Origin of the sequence: Aromatoleum sp. (assembly GCF_032027225.1) — a bacterium.
GTDB lineage: Bacteria > Pseudomonadota > Gammaproteobacteria > Burkholderiales > Rhodocyclaceae > Aromatoleum.
In genome coordinates this window covers 83,928-106,980 of record NZ_JAVSMM010000003.1, presented here as the reverse complement: position 1 = coordinate 106,980, position 23,053 = coordinate 83,928, and the positions used below count along the sequence as shown (strand labels likewise).

At 70.3% G+C, this 23,053-nt stretch carries 22 protein-coding genes; 14 read left to right on the top strand and 8 right to left on the bottom strand.

Annotated features, from left to right (window positions below; all coding sequences use genetic code 11):
• The first annotated feature begins 150 nt into the window (after positions 1-150).
• The 13 genes from ROZ37_RS05305 (at position 151) to fabG (ending at position 11,649) form a co-directional block, all read left to right on the top strand.
• A complete protein-coding gene (locus ROZ37_RS05305) occupies positions 151-444 on the top strand; it encodes a phosphopantetheine-binding protein (protein ID WP_312658070.1) in 294 nt (97 codons plus the stop codon).
• Positions 441-1,121 carry a hypothetical protein gene (locus tag ROZ37_RS05300; RefSeq protein ID WP_312658068.1) on the top strand — a complete coding sequence of 227 codons (681 nt, stop codon included), beginning with the start codon at positions 441-443 and terminating at the stop codon, positions 1,119-1,121. Before ROZ37_RS05305 ends, ROZ37_RS05300 begins: the two co-directional genes overlap by 4 nt.
• Positions 1,118-2,467 (top strand): AMP-binding protein, encoded by a 1,350-nt coding sequence (locus tag ROZ37_RS05295; RefSeq protein ID WP_312658066.1) that lies wholly within the window; start codon positions 1,118-1,120, stop codon positions 2,465-2,467. Before ROZ37_RS05300 ends, ROZ37_RS05295 begins: the two co-directional genes overlap by 4 nt.
• Entirely contained in the window at positions 2,464-2,766 is a 303-nt protein-coding gene (locus tag ROZ37_RS05290; RefSeq protein WP_312658065.1) for a 3-hydroxylacyl-ACP dehydratase, read from the top strand. The genes ROZ37_RS05295 and ROZ37_RS05290 overlap by 4 nt, the downstream gene beginning before the upstream one ends.
• The gene (locus ROZ37_RS05285; protein WP_312658064.1) at positions 2,763-3,725 is read left to right on the top strand and encodes an acyl-CoA synthetase; all 963 of its coding nucleotides are present in this window, start codon (positions 2,763-2,765) and stop codon (positions 3,723-3,725) included. The genes ROZ37_RS05290 and ROZ37_RS05285 overlap by 4 nt, the downstream gene beginning before the upstream one ends.
• Positions 3,726-3,793: 68 nt before the next feature.
• On the top strand, positions 3,794-4,345 hold the full coding sequence (locus ROZ37_RS05280) for a LolA-related protein (RefSeq protein ID WP_312658063.1): 552 nt from the start codon (positions 3,794-3,796) through the stop codon (positions 4,343-4,345).
• Positions 4,342-6,759, top strand: coding sequence for an MMPL family transporter (locus ROZ37_RS05275; RefSeq protein WP_312658061.1), 2,418 nt, complete (start codon positions 4,342-4,344; stop codon positions 6,757-6,759). The genes ROZ37_RS05280 and ROZ37_RS05275 overlap by 4 nt, the downstream gene beginning before the upstream one ends.
• Positions 6,760-6,763: 4 nt before the next feature.
• Positions 6,764-7,564, top strand: a complete 801-nt coding sequence (locus ROZ37_RS05270) for a polysaccharide deacetylase family protein (protein WP_312658060.1) — start codon at positions 6,764-6,766, stop codon at positions 7,562-7,564.
• Entirely contained in the window at positions 7,561-8,283 is a 723-nt protein-coding gene (locus tag ROZ37_RS05265) for a class I SAM-dependent methyltransferase (protein WP_312658058.1), read from the top strand. The genes ROZ37_RS05270 and ROZ37_RS05265 overlap by 4 nt, the downstream gene beginning before the upstream one ends.
• Positions 8,284-8,457: 174 nt before the next feature.
• A complete protein-coding gene (locus ROZ37_RS05260; protein WP_312658057.1) occupies positions 8,458-9,654 on the top strand; it encodes a beta-ketoacyl-[acyl-carrier-protein] synthase family protein in 1,197 nt (398 codons plus the stop codon).
• Positions 9,651-10,457 (top strand): beta-ketoacyl synthase chain length factor, encoded by an 807-nt coding sequence (locus ROZ37_RS05255; protein ID WP_312658056.1) that lies wholly within the window; start codon positions 9,651-9,653, stop codon positions 10,455-10,457. The genes ROZ37_RS05260 and ROZ37_RS05255 overlap by 4 nt, the downstream gene beginning before the upstream one ends.
• Positions 10,454-10,933, top strand: coding sequence for a hotdog family protein (locus tag ROZ37_RS05250; RefSeq protein WP_312658053.1), 480 nt, complete (start codon positions 10,454-10,456; stop codon positions 10,931-10,933). The genes ROZ37_RS05255 and ROZ37_RS05250 overlap by 4 nt, the downstream gene beginning before the upstream one ends.
• Positions 10,930-11,649, top strand: coding sequence for a 3-oxoacyl-ACP reductase FabG (gene fabG, locus ROZ37_RS05245; RefSeq protein WP_312658051.1), 720 nt, complete (start codon positions 10,930-10,932; stop codon positions 11,647-11,649). Before ROZ37_RS05250 ends, fabG begins: the two co-directional genes overlap by 4 nt.
• Here fabG and ROZ37_RS05240 read toward each other — a convergent pair.
• The 5 genes from ROZ37_RS05240 to ROZ37_RS05220 form a co-directional block, all read right to left on the bottom strand.
• Positions 11,630-12,406, bottom strand: coding sequence for a glycosyltransferase family 2 protein (locus tag ROZ37_RS05240; protein WP_312658049.1), 777 nt, complete (start codon positions 12,404-12,406; stop codon positions 11,630-11,632). The two genes, fabG and ROZ37_RS05240, sit on opposite strands and share 20 nt — an antisense overlap.
• A gap of 16 nt (positions 12,407-12,422) precedes the next feature.
• Positions 12,423-13,226, bottom strand: a complete 804-nt coding sequence (locus ROZ37_RS05235; RefSeq protein ID WP_312658047.1) for a lysophospholipid acyltransferase family protein — start codon at positions 13,224-13,226, stop codon at positions 12,423-12,425.
• The gene (locus ROZ37_RS05230; protein WP_312658044.1) at positions 13,216-14,040 is read right to left on the bottom strand and encodes a MipA/OmpV family protein; all 825 of its coding nucleotides are present in this window, start codon (positions 14,038-14,040) and stop codon (positions 13,216-13,218) included. The genes ROZ37_RS05235 and ROZ37_RS05230 overlap by 11 nt, the downstream gene beginning before the upstream one ends.
• Positions 14,041-14,354: 314 nt before the next feature.
• Positions 14,355-15,242 (bottom strand): DNA ligase, encoded by an 888-nt coding sequence (locus ROZ37_RS05225; protein WP_312658042.1) that lies wholly within the window; start codon positions 15,240-15,242, stop codon positions 14,355-14,357.
• A gap of 109 nt (positions 15,243-15,351) precedes the next feature.
• Positions 15,352-16,233 carry a DUF6279 family lipoprotein gene (locus ROZ37_RS05220; protein WP_312658041.1) on the bottom strand — a complete coding sequence of 294 codons (882 nt, stop codon included), beginning with the start codon at positions 16,231-16,233 and terminating at the stop codon, positions 15,352-15,354.
• A 104-nt stretch (positions 16,234-16,337) separates the two neighbouring features.
• Between ROZ37_RS05220 and miaA the strand changes: the two genes are divergently transcribed.
• Positions 16,338-17,285, top strand: coding sequence for a tRNA (adenosine(37)-N6)-dimethylallyltransferase MiaA (gene miaA / locus ROZ37_RS05215; protein ID WP_312658040.1), 948 nt, complete (start codon positions 16,338-16,340; stop codon positions 17,283-17,285).
• On the opposite strand, the gene ROZ37_RS05210 is transcribed toward miaA, so the two are convergent.
• The 3 genes from ROZ37_RS05210 to ROZ37_RS05200 all read right to left on the bottom strand — a co-directional run bounded on the left by ROZ37_RS05210 (position 17,280) and on the right by ROZ37_RS05200 (position 23,050).
• A complete protein-coding gene (locus tag ROZ37_RS05210; protein ID WP_312658038.1) occupies positions 17,280-18,611 on the bottom strand; it encodes a hypothetical protein in 1,332 nt (443 codons plus the stop codon). The genes miaA and ROZ37_RS05210 overlap by 6 nt on opposite strands.
• A 188-nt stretch (positions 18,612-18,799) precedes the next feature.
• Complete coding sequence (locus tag ROZ37_RS05205) at positions 18,800-21,874, bottom strand: efflux RND transporter permease subunit (protein ID WP_312658036.1); 3,075 nt, start codon at positions 21,872-21,874, stop codon at positions 18,800-18,802.
• Positions 21,875-21,886: 12 nt separating this feature from the next.
• Positions 21,887-23,050 carry an efflux RND transporter periplasmic adaptor subunit gene (locus tag ROZ37_RS05200; protein ID WP_312658034.1) on the bottom strand — a complete coding sequence of 388 codons (1,164 nt, stop codon included), beginning with the start codon at positions 23,048-23,050 and terminating at the stop codon, positions 21,887-21,889.
• Positions 23,051-23,053: the final 3 nt, after the last annotated feature.

The window sequence follows — 23,053 nt, the reverse complement described above, 5'->3', positions numbered from 1 at the left end:
CTTTTCGCTAGAATGCCGGGCTCACCGCCGCGGCGAGCCGATATCCGGACGAAAGCCGCGCAGCGGTCCGAGGGCGACGGAAAGTCCCGTCCGTGGCGCGCCGGCGAACGCAGCGCGGCCCGATCAAAAACCTCATTCACCACGGCATTCATGAAAGACACTGCTGCCTCCCCGGCTCCGGGCAACCTCGACGCCCTGCGGCTGGAAGTCGCTGCCCTGATCGTCGAGGCGCTGAACCTCGAGCTCGAACCGGCTTCGATTCCGGCCGACGATTCGCTGTTCGGCGAGGGTCTCGGCCTCGATTCGATCGACATCCTCGAAGTCGCGCTCGTGGTATCGAAACGCTACGGCTTCCAGTTGCGGGCGGACAACGAGGACAACGTCCGCATCTTCGGCTCGCTGCGCAGCCTCACCGAGTACATCGGCGCCAACCGCACGCAATGAAGCCGCATTTCGCGCGCGCGGCACGCGGTCTCGCGGTCGTCATGCTCGTCGTCGCGTGGGCCGCCGCGGCGCATTACACGACCGCGCTCGTCGACGCGTCGTCCTGGGGCGCCCTGCTCGGCCTCGCACCGTTCGCGCTCATCGCGGGCGGGTTCGCGTGGCGCTCGCCCCGCCGCGCCCTGCTCCTCGCGCTGCTCGCGGTCGCCGCCGCGGCGCTCGCACTCGTGTGGCCGATCCTCGCGCACAACGTCGGCTGGATGTATTTCGTCCAGCATGCCGGCACCAACGCGCTGCTGTGCATCGCCTTCGGCCGCACGCTCGGCGACGGGCACGTGCCGATGTGCACCCGCATTGCCGAGATCACCCACGGCCGGGTCAGCGCAGCCCTCGCCCGCTACACGCGGCAGGTCACGGTCGCGTGGACGCTGTACTTCGGCGTGACCGCTGTCGCGTCGGCCGCGCTGTTCGCATTCGGTCCGCTCGCCGCGTGGTCGACGTTCGCGAATCTGCTGACGATTCCGCTCGTCACGACGATGTTCGCCGCCGAATACGTGGTGCGCTGCCGCGTGCTGTCTCGCGAAGACCGCGGCTCGATCCTCGACGCGGTGCGCGCCTACCGGCAATCGTCCGGCGACGCGGCCCGCGCGTCCGCAGCGTTTTCGGCCGCCGAACGATGACGGCATCGGTGTCCGCGGCGCTTCCGCTGCTCGCCCACGCGTCGCTCGACGCCGCCCTCGCCTGGCGCGAAGGCCAGCGCATCTCCGTCGCGCACTTCCTCGCGGACGTGCTGCGCGTCGCCGAGCTGATGCCCCCGGGCCGCCACCTGCTCAACGTCTGCGCCGACCGCTACCGATTCACCGTCGGGCTCGTCGCCGGCCTGCTCGCGGGCAAGGTGAACCTGCTGCCCTCGACGCATACGCCCGAAACGGTCCGCCAACTCGTCGCGTTCGCACCCGATGCGTTCTGCCTGACCGACACCCTGCCGTACGACATCGACCTGCCGCAGTTCCATTACCCGGCGCTTCCAACGGCGGTGCACGACGGCGACATCCCGCGGGTCGCCCCGGATCGTCTCGTTGCGTGGGTCTTCACGTCGGGCTCGACCGGTACGCCATTGCCGCACGGCAAGACCTGGGGCGCGCTCGTGCGCAATATCGCCGCGGAGGCGGACCGCCTCGGCCTGTCGATCGACCGTCCGCATGCGCTCGTCGGGACCGTTCCGCCGCAGCACATGTACGGCTTCGAGTCGACGGTGCTGCTTGCGCTGCTCAGCGGCGGCTCGTTTTGGGCCGGGCGCCCGTTCTATCCGGCGGACATCGCAGCCGCGCTCGACGTGGTGCCGCACCCGCGCGTGCTGGTGTCGACGCCGTTCCACCTGCGCACGCTGCTCGCCGCCGACCTGCCGCTGCCCCGCGCCGATCTGGTCGTGTCGGCGACCGCACCGCTGTCCGGCAACCTCGCGGTCGAAGTCGAATCGCGGCTGCAATGTCCGCTCGTCGAAATCTACGGTTGCACCGAAACCGGCCAGACGGCGACGCGGCGCACCGCGCAGACCGCCGAGTGGCAGCTCTTCCGCGACGTGCACCTGACGCTCGAGGACGGGCGAATCTGGGCGCACGGTGGCCACGTCGAGCAACGGATCGCGCTCGGCGACGTCATCGAGCCGACCGCCGACGGCCGCTTCCTGCTGCACGGGCGCTCCGCCGACCTCGTGAACATCGCCGGAAAGCGCAGCTCGCTCGGCTACCTGAACCACCAGCTGAACGCGATTCCCGGCGTGCAGGACGGCAGCTTCTTCATGCCGGACGACGAGCCGGCGGACGGCGTCGCACGACTGTCGGCGGTCGTCGTCGCGCCCGGGCTCGATCGCACGGCCTTGCTGCAGGCCTTGCGCGAGCGCATCGACCCGCTGTTCCTGCCGCGGCCGCTGGTGCTCGTCGACGCGCTGCCGCGCAACGCGACCGGCAAGCTCACACGCAGCGCGCTCGAAGAACTGCAGCGCCGCAGCGAAACGGACGAATGATCCACGCGCGCGCAGTCGCCGTCGCCGCCGACCACCCGGCGTTCGCCGGGCATTTCCCGGGCCGGCCGATCCTGCCCGGCGTCGTGCTGCTCGGCTGGGCGGTCGACACGCTCGGGGAAGCGCTCGGCGGTCCGTTGCCGAAGTGCGAAATCGCGTCGGCGAAGTTCCTGCGCCCCGTCGGCCCCGGGGCGAAGCTGTCGATCCGGCTTGCCGGCGAACCGCGCGGACCGTGGCGTTTCGACATTCTCGACGGCACGGCGACGGTCGCGACGGGCTCGCTGCGGACAGCCTCGACATGACCGACGCTTCCTCGCCGTCGGCGTCGCAGCGCGACGCTGGCCGAGCCGCGGTCGAGGCCGAATGGGCGCGGCGCCCGGAGCGCAGCAACTACGCGACGCTGCGGGTGATGACGTGGATTTCGCTGCGGCTCGGACGCCGGGTCGGGCGGGTCGTGCTGTGGCTGGTCACCGCGTACTTCCTGCTCTTCTCGCCGTCGGCGCGGTGCGCGTCGCGTTCGTGGCTCACGCGCGCACTCGGCCACAAGCCCGGCGTGGCGGAGGTCTTCCGGCATTTCCACAGCTTCGCGTCGACGATCCACGACCGCGTCTACCTGATCAACGAGCGTTTCGACCTCTTCGACATCCGCGTCCACGGAGCCGAGCTCGTGACCGACATCGTCGCGCGCGGCGAAGGAGTGTTCCTGATGGGCGCGCACATGGGCAGCTTCGAGGTCGTGCGCGCGGTCGGACGCCAGCAGCCGGGCCTGCGCGTCGCGATGGTCATGTACGAGGAAAACGCGCGCAAGATCAACGACGCCCTTGCCGCGATCAATCCCGCGGCGCGCCACGACATCATCCCGCTCGGCCGCCTCGATTCGATGCTGCAAGTGAAGGAACGCCTCGAAGACGGCGCGCTTGTCGGCATGCTCGGCGACCGCAGCCTCGCGCACGACGGCCTGCAGCGGGTGGATTTTCTCGGCGGGCCGGCCGACTTTCCGGCCGGTCCGTGGCGCATCACGGCAATGCTCAAACGGCCGGTGATCCTGATGGTCGGCCTGTACCGGGGCGGCAACCACTACGACATCCATTTCGAGCGGCTCGCCGATTTCTCGGCGGTCACGCGCGAAACGCGGGCGGCCGCGCAACGCGATGCGATCGAACGTTACGCCGCGCGGCTCGCCGAGTACGGCCGCAGCGCGCCGTACAACTGGTTCAATTTCTTTGACTTCTGGCAGCCCGCGAAAAGCGGCGACGCCTGATCGTTCCTGCGGGGTTCCCTTTGATCCGAGGCGGATTTTTCCGACTGCTGCTCCTGTCCGTGCTCGCGATGCCCGGACTGCTTCACGCCGTTCCGACGCTCGCGGCCGACGCCTGGAACGTCGAGCGCCTGATGGCTCTGCTCGGCAAACAGACCGAGGGCCGGGCGACTTTCACCGAGCGCAAGTACCTCGCAGTGCTCGACGCGCCCGTCGAGTCGTCGGGGGAGCTGCGTTTTCGCGCGCCGGACCGCCTCGAGAAGATCACGCTGAAACCGCGCCCGGAGTCGCTCGTGCTCGAAGGCGACACGCTGACGGTCACCCGCGGTGAGCGCCGGCACGTCGTCAAGCTCTCCGATTACCGGGAAGTCGCCGCCTTCGTCGACAGCATCCGCGCGACACTCGCCGGCGACCGCGCCGCGCTCGAACGCACCTATGCGCTGACGCTGGGCGGCACGGCCGAGCAATGGAAGCTGACGCTCCTGCCGCGCGACCCGGCGATGGCTGAAATCGTCGTGCGCATCACGATCACCGGGAGCGGCGCGCAGCTCGGCGAAATCGAGATCCTGCAGGCCGACGGCGACCGTTCGGTGATGCGGATCGTCGCGACGACCGCGCGATGAAGCGGCGTTTTTCAATCGCGCTGCTCGCGTGGCTCGCGTTCGTCGCCGCATGCGTCGCGGTGATCAGCCAGACCCGCTTCACCAGCGATCTCTCCGCCTTCCTGCCGCGCACGCCAACCGCCGAACAGCAGGTCCTCGTCGATCAACTGAAGGACGGAATGGTGTCGCGGCTCTTGCTGATCGGCATCGAAGGCGGTGACGCGAAAGCACGCGCCGACCTGTCGCGCGCCCTCGCCCGCAGCCTGCGGGCGGACCCGGCATTCGGGGTCATCGAGAACGGCGAGCCGGTCCATCGCGAGCGCGACCAGAAGCTGCTGTTCGACAACCGCTACCTGCTGAGTCCCGCGGTCACACCCGAACACTTCACGGTCGAAGGCCTGCACGGCGGGATCTCCGAATCGATCGACCTGCTCGCGTCCCCGCTCGGCTTGCTGACGAAATCCCTGCTGCCGCGCGACCCGACCGGAGAAACCGTGCGACTGCTCGAAGCGCTCGACGCGGGCAGGCGTCCGGCGAGCTTCGACGGAACCTGGGCGTCGCACGACGGTCAGCGCGCGCTGCTGCTCGCGCAGACGGCGGCGGCCGGCTCGGATCTCGATCGTCAGCAGGACGCGATCGCGAAGATCGAACAGGCTTTCGCGGACGCGCTCGCCGCCGCCCCGGCTTCTGCCGCCGACATGCGCCTGCTGGTTTCGGGCCCCGGCAAGTTCGCGGTCGCGTCGCGCGCCGCGATCGAAAGCGAGGTCCTGCGCCTCGCGCTCGTCTCGACCGCGCTGATCGTCACGCTGCTGCTCTTCGTCTATCGGTCGGCGACCGCGCTGGTGCTGGGCTTGTTGCCGGTCGTGTCCGGCGCGCTCGCCGGCATCGTCGCGGTCAGCCTCGGTCACGGCGTCGTGCATGGCGTCACGCTCGGCTTCGGCACGACGCTGATCGGCGAAGCGGTCGACTACGCGATCTACCTGTTCGTGCAGTCCGGGCACGCCGACGACGCCGGGGACCCGCGCGGCAAGACCGGTACGGCGCTGTGGCGGACGATCCGGCTCGGCGTGCTGACGTCGATCGGCGGCTTCGCGGCGTTGATGTTCTCGGGCTTTCCCGGCCTCGCGCAGCTCGGGCTGTACTCGATTGCGGGCCTCGTCGTCGCCGCCACCACGACGCGCTTCATGCTGCCCCACCTCGTGCCGCCGGGCTTCCGCATCCGCGATGTGAGCCCGCTCGGCGAGCGCCTCCAGTTGCTCATCGACGCCGCCGGCCGGCTGCGCTGGGTGGTGCTCGCGCTTGCACTCGCCGCGGTGGTCGTGATCCCGCTGCATCGCGACGGCGTCTGGAACCACGAACTCGCGGCGCTCAGTCCGGTGCCGGCCGAGGAGCAGGCGCTCGACGCCGCGCTGCGCGCCGACCTCGGCGCACCCGACGTCCGCTACATGGTCGTCGTCACCGGCGCGGACGCCGAGACAGCACTGAAAGCGGCCGACGCGGTCGGACAACGCCTGCAGCCGCTCGTCGCGGACGGCGCGATCGGCGGTTTCGAAAGCCCGGCGCGCTTTCTTCCGCCGCAAGCGGTGCAGCAGGCGCGGCGCGCGAGCCTGCCCGAACCCGGCGCGCTCGCCGACCGTCTCGGTACGGCGACGGCCGGCCTGCCGCTGCAAGCGCAGCGGCTCGCGCCTTTCGTCGCCGACATCGCGACTGCGCGCGCTGCGTCGCTGCTGACGCGCGCCGACCTCGACGGCACGAGCTTCGCGCTCGCCGTCGACTCGCTGCTCATCGAACAGCACGATCGCTGGACCGCGCTGCTGCCGCTGCGCGCACCGACGGACGGGGCGCACGGCGGCGAACTCGACATCGAGAAGGTGCGCGCCGCGCTCGGGCCGCTCGCACCGGGACAGGCGCTCCTGATCGACATGAAGGGCGAATCGGACCGCCTGTACGCGGACTATCTGCACGAGGCGGTGCTGCTCGCACTCGCCGGCGTCGCGGCCGTCGTCGTGCTGCTCGGCTTCGCGCTGCGCTCGACGCGTCGCGTGCTGCGCGTGCTCGCACCGCTCGTCGCCGCGGTGATCGTCGTCGTCGCGGGCCTCGTGCTCGCCGGCGTCGCGCTGACGATCCTGCATCTCGTCGGTTTGCTGCTGATCGTCGCGGTCGGCTCGAATTACGCGCTGTTCTTCGACAGCGCCGACGCGTTCGCGAGGCCGTCGCCGCGCACGCTCGCATCGATGCTGTTCGCGAACCTGACGACCGTCGTCGGCTTCGGCGTGCTCGCGTTTTCGTCAGTCCCGGTGCTGCAGGCGATCGGCGGGACGGTCGGCCCCGGCGCGGTGCTCGCGCTGCTGTTCTCGGCGATCCTCGCCGGAGGACGGGCGAATCGGCGCGCCGAATCGCGGAGCACGGCCCACCTGCCCACGCCCCGGCAGTGACGCCATGCCGCGCCGCTGGAAGCCGACTCCGCTGATCCGCGTCTCCGCCGTGCTGCACGCCGCGGCCGCGGCCGGCCTGCTGCTGAGGCCGGAAGCGTGGCCGTGGGCTGCCGGCGCGCTCGCCGCGAACCACGCCGCGCTCACGGCCGCCGGCCTCTTGCCGCGCAGCCGGCTCCTCGGCCCGAACTGGACGCGGCTTCCGCCGGCCGCCGCCGCGCGCGGCGAGGTCGCGCTGACGATCGACGACGGGCCCGACCCGGAAGTCACGCCGCGAGTGCTCGATGTCCTCGACGCAGAGGGCGTCCGCGCGACCTTCTTCGTGATCGGAGAGCGCGTCCGCCGCCATCCGGAAATCGCCCGCGAGATCGTCGCGCGCGGTCACGGCATCGAGAACCACAGCGAGCATCACCTTCACACCTTCTCGCTGCGCGGCCCGCGCGGACTCAAACGCGAGATTCGCGCCGCCCAATCGACGCTCGCGCAGGTCTGCGGCGTCACGCCGCGCTTCTTCCGCGCTCCGGCCGGCCTGCGCAATCCCTTCCTCGAACCCGTGCTCGCGCGCCTCGACCTGCAGCTTGCCGCGTGGACGCGGCGCGGCTACGACACGCGCAACGGCGACGCCGCAGCGGTCGTCCGCGCGCTGCGGAAGAATCTCGCCGCCGGCGACATCCTGCTGCTGCACGACGGCAACGCCGCACGCTCGCCGCACGGCAGGCCGGTCATCCTCGACGCATTGCCGCTGCTGCTCGCGTCGATCAAAGACGCCGCACTGACGCCAATCACTCTCGACGCAGCCCGCTCGTGACCGACTCCTTCGTCCCGGCCCTCCTCGACCGCGCGACGGTCGCCTACCGTCGGGCTGGGCGCTTTGCCTACCACTGCGCTCGCGGCAAGCTCGGCGGCGACCCGATCTTTCGCCACGTGTTGCAGCACGGGCTGATTCCGTCGGACGCGCGCCTCCTCGACCTCGGCTGCGGTCAGGCCGCGTTCGCGTCGTGGCTGCTCGCGGCGCGCAAGCTGTATGACGCCGGGCATTGGCCGCACGACTGGGCAGCGGCACCGCGCATTGCGCACTTGCGCGGCGTCGAGCTGATGCCGCGCGACGTCGAGCGCGCGCACCAGGCGCTCGGTGACGCTCATCCCGAAGTCGAGATCGTCCGCGGCGACATTCGTGAAGTCGATTTCGGCCAGGTCGACGCCGTCACGATCCTGGACGTGCTGCATTACCTCGGGTACGACGAGCAGGAAGACGTGCTGCGGCGCGTGCGCGACGCGCTGCCGCGCGGCGGGCGCTTGATCACGCGCGTCGGCGACGCGAACGGCGGCTGGCGCTTTCGCACCGGCAACGCGATTGACCTGTGCGTCGCGTTCTCGCGCGGACTCCGCCTGCCGACGATGTGTTGCCGCTCGCTGCGCGACTGGACCGGGCTTCTCGAACGGCTCGGATTCTCGGTGCGCGCAGTGCCGATGAGCCACGGGAAACCGTTTGCAAATGTGATGCTCGTCGCGCAGTTGCCGGCGTAGCGGAGGCACCGCGAGCGTCCCGAAAGCTCGCCGACTCGCCCTTCCGACGCGGGATGACCTGCCCGCGCCGGTGAACGGCCTCCGTGACGGGCGCCCCGAACGGTTGCATCTCGGCGGCCGACCCGCGTCCGCCCTTTGCTAAAATGCCGCCCTTTCATGCAGTTCCGAGGCTCCGTGACTCCGCTGTTGATCTCCCGCTACACCGCCACGACCTGCCTCGGCCGGGGGCGGGAACCGCTGCGCGACGCGCTGCTTGCAGGCCGTTCCGGGCTGAAGCCGTGCGATTTCGAGACCGTCGAACTCGACACCTGGATCGGTGAAGTCGAGGGCGTCGACGACGTCGTGCTGCCGCCGGCGCTCTCGGCCTTCGATTGCCGCAACAACCGCCTCGCGCTGCTCGGGCTGGAGCAAGACGGCTTCGGCGCCGCCGTGCGCGATGCGGTCGAACGCTTCGGCCCGCAGCGGGTCGGCGTCTTCCTCGGCACGAGCACGGCCGGCATTCTCGAAACCGAACTCGCGTACCGCCGGCGCGACCCCGTCACCGGGGCGCTCTCGGCCGATTTCCACTACGCGCAAACCCATAATCCGTATTCGGTCGCCGAATTCGTCCGCGCGTTCTTCTCGCTCGGGGGACCCGCGGTAGCGGTGTCGTCGGCCTGCTCGTCGAGCGCGAAAGTGTTCGCGTCCGCCGGCCGCATGATCGCCGCCGGCCTGATCGACGCCGCGGTCGTCGGCGGTGTCGACTCGCTGTGCCTGACGACGCTGTACGGCTTCAACTCGCTCGAGCTGACCTCTGCGCGGGCCTGCCGCCCGTTCGATCGCGAGCGCGACGGCATCTCGATCGGCGAAGCCGCGGCGTTCGCGCTGCTCGAACGCGTGCCGGACGACGCGAGGGACATCGACGACGACGCCGTCCTGCTGCTCGGCGTCGGCGAATCGAGCGACGCCTACCACATGTCGTCGCCGCACCCCGAGGGGCTCGGCGCCCGCCGCGCGATGGAAGCCGCCCTCGCGGCCGCCGGCCTCGCCGCGGACGACATCGACTACGTCAATCTTCATGGCACCGCGACGCCGAGCAACGACGCGGCCGAGACGAAAGCCGTCACCGCGCTGTTCGGCGCGGCGACGCCGTGCAGCTCGACGAAGGGCGCGACCGGCCACACGCTCGGCGCGGCCGGTGGGGTCGAAGCGGTCGTCGCGGCGCTCGCGCTGCGCGGCGGCTTTCTGCCGGCCGGCGCGAACACGCGCGCACCCGAACCCGGGCTCGATTACCTCCTCGCGACGCGGTCCGCGCCGGTGCGCAGCGTATTGAGCAACTCGTTCGGCTTCGGCGGCACGAACTGCAGCCTGATTCTCGGCAGCGTGAAATGAGCGCTTCCCGCCCCTCTCTGTCCGCGTTCGTCAGCGGCATCGGCATTCTCGGCCCGGGTCTGCCGAACTGGCCTGCCGCCGCGGCGATCCTCGCCGACCAAGCACCGTGGTCGCGCGAAAAGACGGTCCTGGTCGCGCCCGAACTGCTCCCCGCGGCCGAGCGCCGCCGTTCGGTTCGCGTCGTCAAGCTCGCATTGAGCGTCGGCCTCGAAGCCGTTGCCGCGGCGAACGCGAATGCCGCGGACCTCGCGACGGTGTTCGCATCCTCCGGCGGTGACGGCTACAACTGCCATCACCTGTGCGAGACGCTCGCGTCCGACGACCGCCAGATCTCCCCGACCCGCTTCCACAACTCGGTGCACAACGCGGCGGCCGGGTACTGGAGCATCGCCACCGGCGCGACCGCGCCATCCGCGGTGCTGTGCGCGTACGACGGCAGCTTCGGCGCCGGCCTCCTCGAAGCGCTCGCCCAGGTCGCCGTCGACCGCATCCCCTGTCTGCTGATCGCGTACGACGCCGATTACCCCGAGCCGCTGTTCGCCACACGCCCGGTGCCGGACGCGTTCGGCGCGGCGCTGCTGCTGACACCGGAGCCGGAGCCGACGGCTTTGGGTCGGATCTCGGCGTCGCTGACCGACGCCGCTGCCGACGCGATGCCCGATCCCGCACTCGATGCGCTGCGCCGCTCGATTCCGGCCGCACGCAGCCTGCCGCTGCTCGGCGCGATCGCGCGCCGCGAAACGGGCCGCGTCGTGCTCGACTACCTCGACCACGCCCGACTCGAAGTCGATTTCCGCGCATGAACGGACGGCCCGAAACGCTGGATCGCGACGCGATCGCGGCACGCATTCCGCATCAGGGGCGAATGTGCCTGCTCGACCGGGCGCTGGCGTGGGACGAAGGGGCGATTCATTGCTGCGCGACGAGCCACCGCGACGCGGACAATCCGCTGCGCGAGCCATCGGGTCTGCCGACGACGAGCGGGATCGAATACGCCGCGCAAGCGATGGCGCTGCACGGCGCGCTGCTCGCGTCTGCAACCGGCGCGCCGTGCGTCGGTTTTCTCGCGAGCGTGCGCGGCGTGACGCTTCATGTCGCCCGTCTCGACACGATCGCCGACGACCTCGACGTGCGCGCGGAGCGCGTCACCGGCGACGATCACAGCATTCTTTACACCTTCACCGTCGAGGCCGCCGGCAACCCGCTCGTCTCCGGACGCGCCGCGGTGGTTCTCGATGCCGATGCGCGCATCGACGCGATGTCCGGGAGCCAGCCTTGAAACACGCCCTCGTCACCGGCGGCAGCGGCGGCATCGGCGCCGCGATCTGTCGCCGCCTCGCTGCCGACGGATGCCACGTGATCATCCACGCGAATCGCAAGCTCGAACACGCGGCGACGCTTGCCGAAGAAATCCGGGCGGCCGGCGGCAGCGCGGCCGCGCTCGCGTTCGATGTCACCGACGCTGCGGCGACGACCGCCGCGCTCGAGACCCTGCTGGCCGACGCGCCGATCCAGATCCTCGTGAACAACGCCGGCATCCATGACGACGCCGTGTTCCCCGGCATGCGGCCGGAGCAGTGGCAGCGCGTCATCGACGTATCGCTGAACGGCTTCTTCAACGTCACGCAGCCGCTGACGATGCCGATGATGCGCACGCGCTGGGGCCGCATCATCACGATTTCCTCGGTCGCGGCGATCACCGGCAACCGCGGCCAGGCGAACTACGCCGCCGCGAAGGGCGCGCTGCATTCGGCGAGCAAGTCGCTGTCGCAGGAGCTCGCGAGCCGCGGGATCACCGTGAATGTCGTCGCGCCGGGCATCATCGACACGACGATGAGCGCCGACGTGTTCGATGCGGCCGCGGTCGCGCGAATCGTGCCGATGAAGCGCGCCGGGCGCCCCGAGGAAGTCGCCGACCTCGTCGGTTTTCTCGCGTCGGAGCAGGCCGCCTACATCAGCGGCCAGGTCATCTCGATCAACGGCGGGATGATCTGACGAACCGGCGCGCGGCGAGCAGCGGCAGCCGCGCGAGGAAGCCGAAGAAAAGCCGCGTGTGCATCCATGTCAGCAGCAGGTTGTCGCGTGCGTAGTTGAAATGCGACACCCCGCCTTCGTCGGCGCGGAAGTACCGCACCGGCGCCGGAATATTCACCGGCGGCACGCCCTGCCAGCCCATGCGGACGACGGCCTCCGGGTCGAAGTCGAAGCGGCGCATCCAGCGCTGGCCGCGCATCACGCGGATCAGCGGCAGGATCGGGTACACCCGGAAGCCGAACAGCGAGTCGCCGATGCCCATCCACAGCGTCTCGAGGTTCGCCCACCAGTTCGACAGTTTGCGTCCGCGCACGCGCAGCGCCGGCGCGCTGGCGTCGAAAACCGGCAGGCCGAGCACCATCGCTTCGGGCCGCGCGACCGAAGCGGCCATGAATTGCGGGATCAGGTCGGCGGGATGCTGTCCGTCCGAATCCATCGTCAGCACATGCGTGAATCCTTCGGCGGCGGCGAGCTCGATGCCGTGCAGCACGGCGGCGCCCTTGCCGACGTTCTGCGGCAGCACGATCACGCGCAGGCCCGGGTCGCTCTCGGCGAGCGTCCGCAATCCTTCGGCCGTGCCGTCGGTGCTGCCGTCGACGACGACCCACACCGGCATCCACTGCTGGCGTGCCTCGTGCACCGTCTGGTACACCTTGGGCCCCGGGTTATAGCTCGGGATCAGCAGCAGGTGGGTCGTTGCCGGATAGGCCGTATTCATCGGATCGGCGCTTCGTTTATGCGGTCGCGGACGACGGTGCCTCGGCGGCCAGCACCGGCAGGTCGGGAAGGTCCGCGTCGGCGAGTTCGCGCGCGAAATAGCTTTCGAGTTCGCGCATGAAGCCGTGGACGTCGCGCGGCGGGTCGAAGCGCCTGCCGAGCCGCACGCGATAGGTCACGGGCATTTCGGGCTTGCGGAACAGCGGCCAGCCCTTGCACAGATAGGGCGAGCGCGTCTCGATGAAGATCGTCTGCACCGGCACCTTCGCGCGCCGCGCGATCAGGCCGACGCTGCTCATCATCGGGTTGACCGGTGGCTGCACCGTGCGCGTGCCTTCGGGAAAGATCAGCAGGTGGCTGCCCGCAGCAAGGTCGGCGTTCGCGCTCATCACCATCCGCAGCGGCGAATCGTTGCGGATGTAACGGGCCAGCCGCGCGCCGGCGCCGAGAAAGACGTTGTCCATCAGGCCGGCCTTCATGATGCACGCGACGTTCGGCAGCCGCGAGATCACCATCACCGCGTCGAGCAGGCAGGGATGGTTCGGCGCGAGGATCAGCGGCCCCTCCGCGCGCAGCGCATCGAGCGCGTCGAGATCGAAGCGGCACGCGCCGATGCGGGTGAGGAAGCGGGTGTAACTGCGAAACGCCGTCGAGATTACGAGACGGCCCAGCCGGCGCCCGCGCGCGGCCGGCAGCAGCGGATGCAGCACGATCGCGAACGGCGTCCAGGCGAGACACATCGCGCCGAGGTAGCCGAGGCCGGCGTACAGCAGCAGGTATTCGTACAGGGTGCGGAGGCGCCCCGGGCGCTTATTCGACATCGTGGGTCTCGACACGCTGCGAGGATTCGCCGATCAGCCAGGTCACGGCGAGACCGGCGGCGAAGTAGTGCCGCGTCTTCACGAGCGGACTGTCGACGAAGGTCGCGCCGGCGAGGTTGTCGTAACGCACGAAGCCGCCGACCCACCACGACGGATAACGCTTCCACAGCGCCGCGAGAAACTGCGTGCCGGCGTAGCCGCCATGCGCTTCGTATGCGCGGCGCTGCGGCGTCGCGAAGCGCGGGTCGACTTCGTAGAAATAGCGATGCTGGCGCCGGTCGCCGAAGATCGGCCCGGCGACGAGCCCGAGCGTCCAGCCTTCGAGATCGGCCGGATTGCGCCAGTCGTAATTGAGCTGCGGCGTGAATTGCCAGCCGGTCGAGCGCGGGCTGCTCTCGAGCGTGACGCCGACCCGCAGCGGCAGGCGCACGCCGAGGCGGTTCCGCTCGTCGCGCGACTTCCAAAGCTCGACGTCGAGCGATGGGCCGATCTCGACGGTCGGCTCGAGATCCGGCATCCCGTCGCGCGCATCGACGTCGTCGCTGCTGGCCGGCGGGGACGCCGCGAGGCTGAAACTGAGTTCGGCGCGTTCGCTGTCGAAGAAAGTGCCGCGGATGCCTTTGCGATCCGCTTTCAGGAAGTCGCCGCGGTAGATCACGTAGGGCACCGGCAGAATCCACTGGCGGCTCTCGTCGGAGCCGCGATACGCGGGAAAATGCAGCATACCGACGCCGGCGCCGAGCTCCCACAACGGCTTTTCGTCGGCGCCGGCATGGCCGGACAAGCCCGCCGCGAGTGCGGCGGCGCCGAGCATTGCAAGCGCTGTCCGGGCGCGAATGGGGGCTCCTGTCGCCGTCGGCCCTCGACCCTCCCCGGCCGTGATCCGGCGCGAACCTGCTTCTGAAACCATACCTGCCCCGGATCGATCCGAATGAAGCGAAACCGCCGAATTATACCGGCTGCGCCCGCTCCGGGCGCGGTGGCGAGGCCGCGCGGAGCATGCGTCAGCGCCGGCGGGACGGGGGGCGCGGCCACCAGGAAGCGCTCGCCGGCGTCGCATTCCGCACCGCGTTCCGAGCGCTGCCGGAGGGCCGGCTTCGAGGCAGCGCCCGGGCCGGCCTTCGCCTGCTAGGGCAGGTCGCGCACACGCAGAAAGCGTGGAAAGCGCGGCATTCCCTTCGCCGTGAGCTCGCGGTAACGGTAAGTGACCGTCGCGCCGATCGCCGGCGGATCGCGGCGCTGCGCGTCGGTGAAGCCGGTGCCGATGCGGAAACGCCGGCCGTCGGGCGACTGGACTTCGAGCGCGCCGAGCATCCCGTTCAGCCGCCCCTTGCCGGGCCGATGCGCGACGACCTGCGCTTCCGCATCGAGCCACGGCGTCAGTTTCAGGAGGACGTCGCTGCGGCCGCCGACCCACTTCGCGTCCGCACGATGGAGCATCAGGCCCTCGCCGCCGCCTGCGACGACCTCGTCGAGCCGGCGGCGCAGCGTCGCCCGGTCCGCGACCCGGAACTGTTCGACCGCTTGCAGCCACCGCGGCCCATCCGCGGTGATCGACCTGATCGCCGCGAGGCGCTCCGTAAAACTCCCCGGCGCCTGCGGCAGCTCGAACACCATGTAGCGCACCTGCCGCCATTCGGCCTCGACCGGCTCGCGCTTGCGCACGACGCCCGACAGCCGCTCGAATGCGCCGCGCGCGATCCACAGCTCGCCGTCAAGCGCCTGCGGCGGCAAGCCGGCGACGAACCACGGCGGGGCCGCGATCGGAAGCCCGCTGCGGAAGCGAAGCACCCGTCCGTCCCACAACGCCCGCACGCCGTCGAGCTTCTCGCTGACCCAGAACGCCGCCGGGTCGATGGTGTCGCGATACACCTCGGCGAGCGTCGGGGCGGGGGCGGACGCCGGTTCGCCGCACGCCGCCGGAGGCGACGCGAGCAGGAACGCGGCGGCGACGAGAACCGCGAGATGCCGCCGCTCAAACCGCGAACCGCGCGTCGCGCGGGAAACGGCCGGCACGATAGACTGCCTCGCGGGGAGAAGCAGGAAGACACGAAAAACGAACGGGATCATCGGGGGCAACACGCCGATAAAATGACGTTCGCATTCTATCGCCGCCTGTCGCCGCCTAGGGCAGTTGTTTCGACAGCGCCTCGATGTACGCGTCCACCCGCCCCCGCAGATGATCCCGCTGCTCGGGCGTCGCGCGGTTGATGAGCTCGACGTAGAGCTCGCTGTAGTCGCCCATCAGACGGTCGATGCGCGCGAGTTCCGACGGGCTGCGGCCGTGGTCCCAATCGATCACCCAGCGCTTCAGCGGCGCCAGCACGGTGCTGCGGTCCAGCCGGGCCCGCATCGCTACCGCATCGCCGCGCAACAGCGCGAGAAATTCCGCCTGCCGCCGCAGCCGGTCCGCACGCGCCGCGCGGTAGTCGGTCGGAATCTCGTCGAGCCGCGCGCGCAGCCATTTGCGTTGATCCGGCTCGAGACGGCCCAGCCACTCCTCCGCCCGCTTCGTCACGCGTTCGATACGGGCGTCGCGTATGTCCTCGGGCGACGCGTCGATCCACTCCTCGACGAACTCTTTGTCGACCTCCGCGAACTTGCGCTCAAGCGCCGCGAACTGCTCGGGCCGGAGCGTCGGGATCAGGTCCGCCGATTCGTCGACGATGCGCGCCGCCGCCTTGCGGTAATGGTCCTGCACCGCGGCGGCCAGCCACTTCGCGTCAACGATCGAGACTTCGCCGTCGATCCTCCGCCTCGCCTCGCGCAGCGTCGCGATGACGCGCGGCAGCTCCTCGCGCCGATGCCACGCGTGCACCCGCTCGAGCCGCTGCTCGAACTCGGCTCGCTGATCGGAGTCGAGGTCGAAATAGCTGCCCGCGCGCCAGCCGATCAGGGTCGGCGCGTTGCGATAAGCGAGAGTCGCCATGCTGCAGCCCGTCGCGACGAGCACGACGCAGCACAGCGCCGCGATCAGCAGCAGGACGGTCGGGCGGTGCGAACGCATGAGAGATCAGAGCCCGCGCCTCCCGTCGGGTTCCAACGGCGCGTCGCCGCGGACGCCCGCGGCTACAATCTCACCCCCTGCCGTTGCCGCCGCCCGCCATCCGCATGCTGCCCCCCGCCCTCCTCCTGCTCGGCCCGACCGCGAGCGGCAAGACCGCCTCCGCGCTCGCGCTCGCCCGCGCGCTGCCGCTCGAAATCGTCAGTGTCGATTCCGCGCTCGTCTATCGCGAAATGGACATCGGCACCGCGAAGCCGACCGCCGAAGAACGCAGCGTCTGCCCGCACCACCTGATCGACGTCGTATTCCCCGAGGAGAGCTATTCCGCCGCGCGATTTCGTGGCGACGCGCTGCGGCTGATCGCCGAAATCGGTGCGCGCGGCCGCATCCCGCTGCTCGCCGGCGGCACGATGCTGTACTTCAAGGCGTTGCGCGACGGGCTGTCGGAGCTGCCGCAGGCGGATCCGGCCTTGCGCGCCGAGATCGACGCCGCGGCCGCGCGCTCCGGCTGGCCGGCTCTGCACGCCGAGCTCGCCCGGCTCGACCCGGCCGCCGCTGCGCGGCTCGAAGCGACCGATGCCCAGCGCATCCAGCGCGCGCTCGAGATCGTGCGGCTGACCGGCCGCCCGCTCGCGGACAGTTACGCGCGCCGCGACGCCGGGCCGCTGCCGTTCCGGCTGCTGCCGATCGCCCTCGTGCCGTCGGACCGCGCGGTGCTGCACGCCCGCATCGAGCGTCGCTTCGAGCAGATGCTTGCCGACGGGCTGATCGACGAAGTGCGCGGACTGCGCGCGCGCTACCGGCTCGATCCGACGATGCCGTCGATGCGCTGCGTCGGTTACCGTCAGGTCTGGGACTATCTCGACGGCCTCGACGATTACGACGCGATGCGCTTCAAAGGGATCGCCGCGACCCGCCAGCTCGCGAAGCGGCAGCTCACTTGGCAGCGTCAGTTCCGTGAGACCTGGCCGGAGCTCGTCGAAATCGACTGCCTGCGTGCCGACCTCGCGGGAGCCGTCACCGCCGCGGCGCAGAAACTGCTCGACGCCTCATAGCACGCCCCGCCACCACGCGACGACGAAGAACCACGCGACCGCGGCGAGGTAGCTGGCGACGCAGTAGCGCAGGTTCGCGCGGGCGAGGCCGTGCGCCGACAGCCCGAAGCGCCCCTGCAGCGCGAGATGCACACCCGCCATCGGATTGACCGAGAGCCCGATGCCCCAGCTCGCGAGGAACATCATCGCGAGCAGCGTCGGGTCCGGCGAAAGCGGCGCCAGCCACGCCGACGCGATCACGATCGTGACCACCGAATGCACGCCGATGCCCGCGAACGCGATCATCACCGCGAGCACGAGCGCGGCCTGCAGCGGGCCGAAACGGGTGAAGGGCAAGACCCACGGATCGAGCTGCAGCACCGCCTGCAAGCCGGTCGCGAACACTCCGGCCGCGAGGAACAGCATCAACTCGCCCGCCATCGCCGGCAGGCGGTGCGTGACGTGGTTGCCGATCCGTTCGATGCCCTCCGCGGGGCCGCTCGCGACGAACACCGCCAGCGCCCCGATCGCGAGCGCGGCGCCGCTGATGATCGAGAGCGACGACCAGCCGGACAGCAGAAAATGCCCGGCACCGACGACGACGGTCAGCAGCAGCGGCAGCCACAGCGCCGACGGATGCATCGGGAAGCCGACGAACTCCGGCGCTTCGCCGGCCCTCGGCGCCGGTAGCGTGCGCACCGCGAGCCACAGCACCGCGGCCGCGAGCGGCACGCCGGCGAACGCGACGTCGGCGAGCCGTGCGCCCGGCGCATAGGTCAGCGCGACCGCCATCGCGGCGAAGAACGGCGACCACAGCGCCGCCGACAGGAAGCCGCGCGCGACCGCGACCGCCTGCCGCTGCGTCAGTCGCCCCGACCGCGCGAGGCGCTCGACGACGATGAACACCGACGAGATGTTGATCACCGCACCGACGACGTGGACGCCTGCAACGGTCTGCCACAACGCGCGCGCCCCCCGCGGCAACGGGCGCGCCTCCTCGTCCCCGGCGATGCCGACCAGTTGCAGGAAGCTGACCGCGGCGAGCATCCCGAGGAGCGGCGTGTTCTGCGTCAACAACCCGGCCCACGCCGGCGAATTTCCGCGAACCACCGCCGCGACCAGCGCGATGCCGCCGAGGGCACACAGCACGAGCGCGAAGCGCTGCTGCTTGGGGTCGAGGCGCGGCCACAGCGCGACGCCCGCCCCCCACGCCGCGAGCCCGGCCGGCCATGCGGGAAAACCGCTCCCCGCACCGTACGCGAGCGACAGCAGCACGAGCGCGACCATCAGCCACGCGGCGACCACCGAACGCGGGCGGGACAGACTTTGGGAACGGGGATCGGTCATCGGCGCGGCGGAGGTTCGGATCGCAACGCCGGCTCACTCAGCCCGGCGGTCGCTCCTGCGGCGGGAACGCGAGGAGTCCCGCGAAAACGCCGACGTCGGGCACTTCGCGGCGGGCCGAGCACCCGCAGCCGACGGATCCGCGCGACCCCAGCGCCGAGACTCCCGCGCACTCGTCCGCGCGCGGCCGCTCACGCGACCTCCGGCGCCGGCGCTTCCTCCTCGATGCGGGTCCGTTCGCGGCTCGCGAGCAGCGTGTAGACCGTCGGCACGACGAACAGCGTGAAGAAGGTGCCTAGCAGCAAGCCCCCGACGATCACCCAGCCGATCTGCTGCCGGCTCTCGGCGCCGGCGCCGGTCGCGAGCGCGAGCGGAATCGAGCCCAGCACCATCGCGCCGGTCGTCATCAGGATCGGCCGCAGCCGCAGCACCGACGCGTCGATGACCGCATCACGCAGCGCGGCCCCGTCGTCGCGCAGCTGGTTCGCGAACTCGACGATCAGGATGCCGTGCTTGGTGATCAGGCCGACGAGCGTGACGAGGCCGATCTGGCTGTAGACGTTCAGCGTGCCGCCGGTGAAATACAGCGCACCGAGCGCACCGGTCATCGACAGCGGCACCGTCAGCATGATGATGAACGGGTCGCGGAAGCTCTCGAACTGCGCCGCCAGCACGAGATAGATGAATGCGAGCGCTAGCGCGAAGGTCAGCGCGAGGCTCGCCGAACTGGTCCTGAACTCGCGCGATTGGCCGTCGTAGTCGATCACGTAGCCGGCCGGCAGCACGCGTCCGGCGGTCTCTTCGAGGTAGGCGAGCGCCTCGCCCATCGCGAAGCCCGGCGCGAGGTTCGCCGAAATCGTCACCGAGCGGCGCTGGCCGAAGTGATTCAGTTCGCGCGGGCTGACGGTCTCGCGGACCTTCACGAGGCTCGTGAGCGGCACCATTCCGCCGTTCGCGCTGCGCACGAAGATCTCGCGGATGTCGCGCGCGACCGCGCGGCTCGTCGCCTCGACCTGCACGATCACGTCGTACTGCTCCGCGTCCTTCTTGTAGCGCGTCACCTGCCGGCCGCCGAGCATCGTCTCGAGCGTGCGGCCGATGACGTCGACCGGAACACCCAGGTCGGCTGCGCGCTCGCGGTCGACGTCGACGGCGAGTTCGGGCTTCGTCAGCTTGAGGTCCGTGTCCGGCGACACGAAGCCGGGGTGCTTGGCGATCTCGTCGAGCATCGTCTCGGTGTGGCGCGCCAGCTCGTCGTACGACTCGGAGGTCGTGATCACGAAGCTGATCGGGCGGCTGCGCGAGCTCTGGCCGAACGCCGCCGGCAGCACCGGGAAGGCCTGCAGGCCCGGGATCGCCGCGAGCTTCGGCCGCAATTCGGCGGAGATCTCGATGGCGCTGCGCTCGCGCTCGGACCAGTCGCGGAAGCCGGCGAACGAGATGCCCTGCGACACCGTCGGGTTGCCGGAAATCACAAGGTAGCGATCGACTTCCGGCGTGTTCGCGAAGATCGCTTCGACCTGCGCCGCATAGCGCGCCATGAAGTCGATCGTCGAACCTTCGGGCCCCGAGAAGATGCTGACGACGCGGCCACGGTCCTCGACGGGCGCGAGCTCGCTCTTCAGCGCCTTCAGCAGCACCAGCGACGTGCCGGCGACGACGACGAACGCGAGCATCACCGCCCAGCGCAGCCCGAGCGCGGTCGTCAGCGCGCGGCGGTAGCCGTTCGTCAGCGAGCCGAGAAAGCGCTCGATCGCGTTGTAGACGCGACCGTGCTTCTGCTCGTGGCGCAGCAGCTTCGAGCACATCATCGGTGACAGCGTCAGCGCGACGAAGCCGGACACGATAACCGCGCCCGCGAGCGTCAGCGCGAACTCGGTGAAGAGCTTGCCGGTGCGCCCGGTCATGAACGCGACCGGCGCATACACCGCGGCGAGCGTGATCGTCATCGCGACGACCGCGAAGCCGATCTCGCGCGCGCCGCGGAACGCCGCCTGCACCGGCTCCATGCCGTCCTCGATGTGGCGGTAGATGTTCTCGAGCACGACGATCGCGTCGTCGACGACGAGGCCGATCGCGAGCACGAGCGCGAGCAGCGTCAGCGTGTTGATCGAGAAGCCGAACACCAGCATCAGCGTGAACGCGCCGACCAGCGACACCGGGATCGTCACCAGCGGCACCAGCATCGCGCGCCAGTTGCGCAGGAAGAAGAAGCAGATCACCGCGACCAGCAGCACCGCTTCCCAGATCGTCGAGAACACCGACTCGATCGAGCGCTCGATGAACACCGTCGTGTCGTTCGCGATGTCCATCCTCATGCCTTCGGGCAGTTCGGCCTCGAGCACCGGCATCATCTGGTCGAGCCCGCGCTTCAAGTCGAGCGGATTCGCGACCGACTGCTTGATCAGGCCCAGCGAGATCGACGGCCGGCCCATGAAGCGCACGAGCGTGCGTTCGTTCTCGGCGGCGACTTCGACGCGGCCGACGTCGCGGATCGTCACCGGCCGACCGTCCGGCGTCTGCGGCTCGCGCACGACGACCGATTCGAACTCCTGCGGCTCGTCGAGATCGGTCTGCGCGACGACGGAGAACTCGCGCTCGCGGCTCTCGATGCGTCCGGCCGGCAGTTCGACGTTCTGGCGCCGGATCGCGTCCTCGACGTCCTGCGGCGTCAGCGCGAAGGCCGCGAGCCGGTCGCGGTCCAGCCAGATGCGCATCGAATAGCGCCGCTCGCCGTACACCCGCGCGTCGGCCGCGCCAGACAGCGTCTGTAGCCGCGGCTTGACGACGCGGCTGGCGAAATCGCTGAGTTCGAGCGGGGAATGGCGATCCGACGAGAACGCGATCCAGATGATAGGGCTCGCGTCGGCTTCGACTTTCGCGATCACCGGTTCGTCGATGTCGTCGGGCAACTGGCGGCGCGCGCGGGAGACGCGGTCACGGACGTCGGCCGCGGCGCTGTCGGCGTCGCGCTCGATGCGGAAGCGGATCGTGATCTGGCTGCGTTCCTGGCGGCTGATCGACGAAATCACATCGACTCCCTCGATGCCGGCGAGCGAATCCTCGAGCGGTTTCGTGACCTGCGACTCGACGATCTCGGCGCTCGCGCCCTTGTAGGTCGTATCGACGGTGACGACCGGTTCGTCAATGTTCGGATACTCGCGCACCGTCAGCCGCGAGTACGACATCAGCCCGATCAGCAGCACCAGCAGCGACAGCACCGTCGCGAAGACCGGGCGCTTGATGCAGATTTCCGACAGGACCATCGCTCGCCTCCGTCAGCCTGCGCGACCGGCGCCGGCCGCCGCCGGCGGCTTGCTCTCGGCGCCCGACCGCAGCACCTTGACCGCGGCACCGTCACGCAACTTGAGTTGGCCGGCGGTCACGACGACGTCCCCCGGTCGCAAGCCGTCGACAATCTCGACCCGCGTGCCGTGCCGGCCGCCGGTCGTGACCGCGACGCGCTGCGCCTTGTCGTCGACGACGCGGTAGACGAACTGCACGTTCCCGGGCGCCGGCACCAGCGCTTCCTCCGGCACCAGCGCGACATCGGCGCGCTCGCGCAGGATCAGGCGCACCCGCGCGAACATCCCCGGGCGCAGCTGGCCGTCCTTGTTCGGCAGCGTCGCGCGCATCACGACCGAGCGTCCCGCTTCGTTGATCAGCGGGTCGATCGCCGCGACCGTCGCCTGGAAGCGTTCGCCGGGAATCGCATCCGACGTCACTTCGAGCGACTGGCCACGGCGGACCTTCGCGAGATACAGCTCCGGCAGCCGGAAATCGACCTTCAGCGTCGCAAGGTCCTCGAGATTGACGAGGTCGTCGCCTTCCTTGACGTAGTCGCCGACGCTGACGTTGCGGATGCCGACGACGGCGTCGAATGGCGCGCGAAGGCGGGTGCGCTCGAAGCGCGCTTCGGCGAGCGCCATGTTCGCGCGGGCCACTTCGAGTTGTGACGCCGCTTCGTCGCGCGCGCTCTGGCTGAGGAACTTGCGGTTGAAGAGGTCGGCCGTGCGGCCGAAATTCGCATGTGCGAGCGCGAGGTTCGCCTTCGCCTGCTGCACTTCCGCCTGCTGCACGGCCGCGTCCAGTTCGACGAGGATCTCGCCGCGCTTGACCGGCGCCCCTTCGCGGAAGCGGATCGCCGCGATGCGGCCGGCGACCTCGGGCCGCAACACGACCGATTCGTTCGAGCGCAGCGTGCCGACCGCGGTGACGTCGTCGGCGACCGTCTCCGCGACCACCGCGACCGTCTCGACGCCGACCGGTGCGGCGCCTGCAGCCGGCGCACCCGGGCGGCTCGCGCCGCCCTGCCCTGCGGCGGACGCCGCGGCGGCGGGCTGCGGCGTCGCGGGGCTTCGGTTCGCGTAGTACGCATAGCCGGCGAGCGCAACGACACCGGCAAGACTCAGAACGGCGATCAGGTGACGGCGGGCGGTCATGGA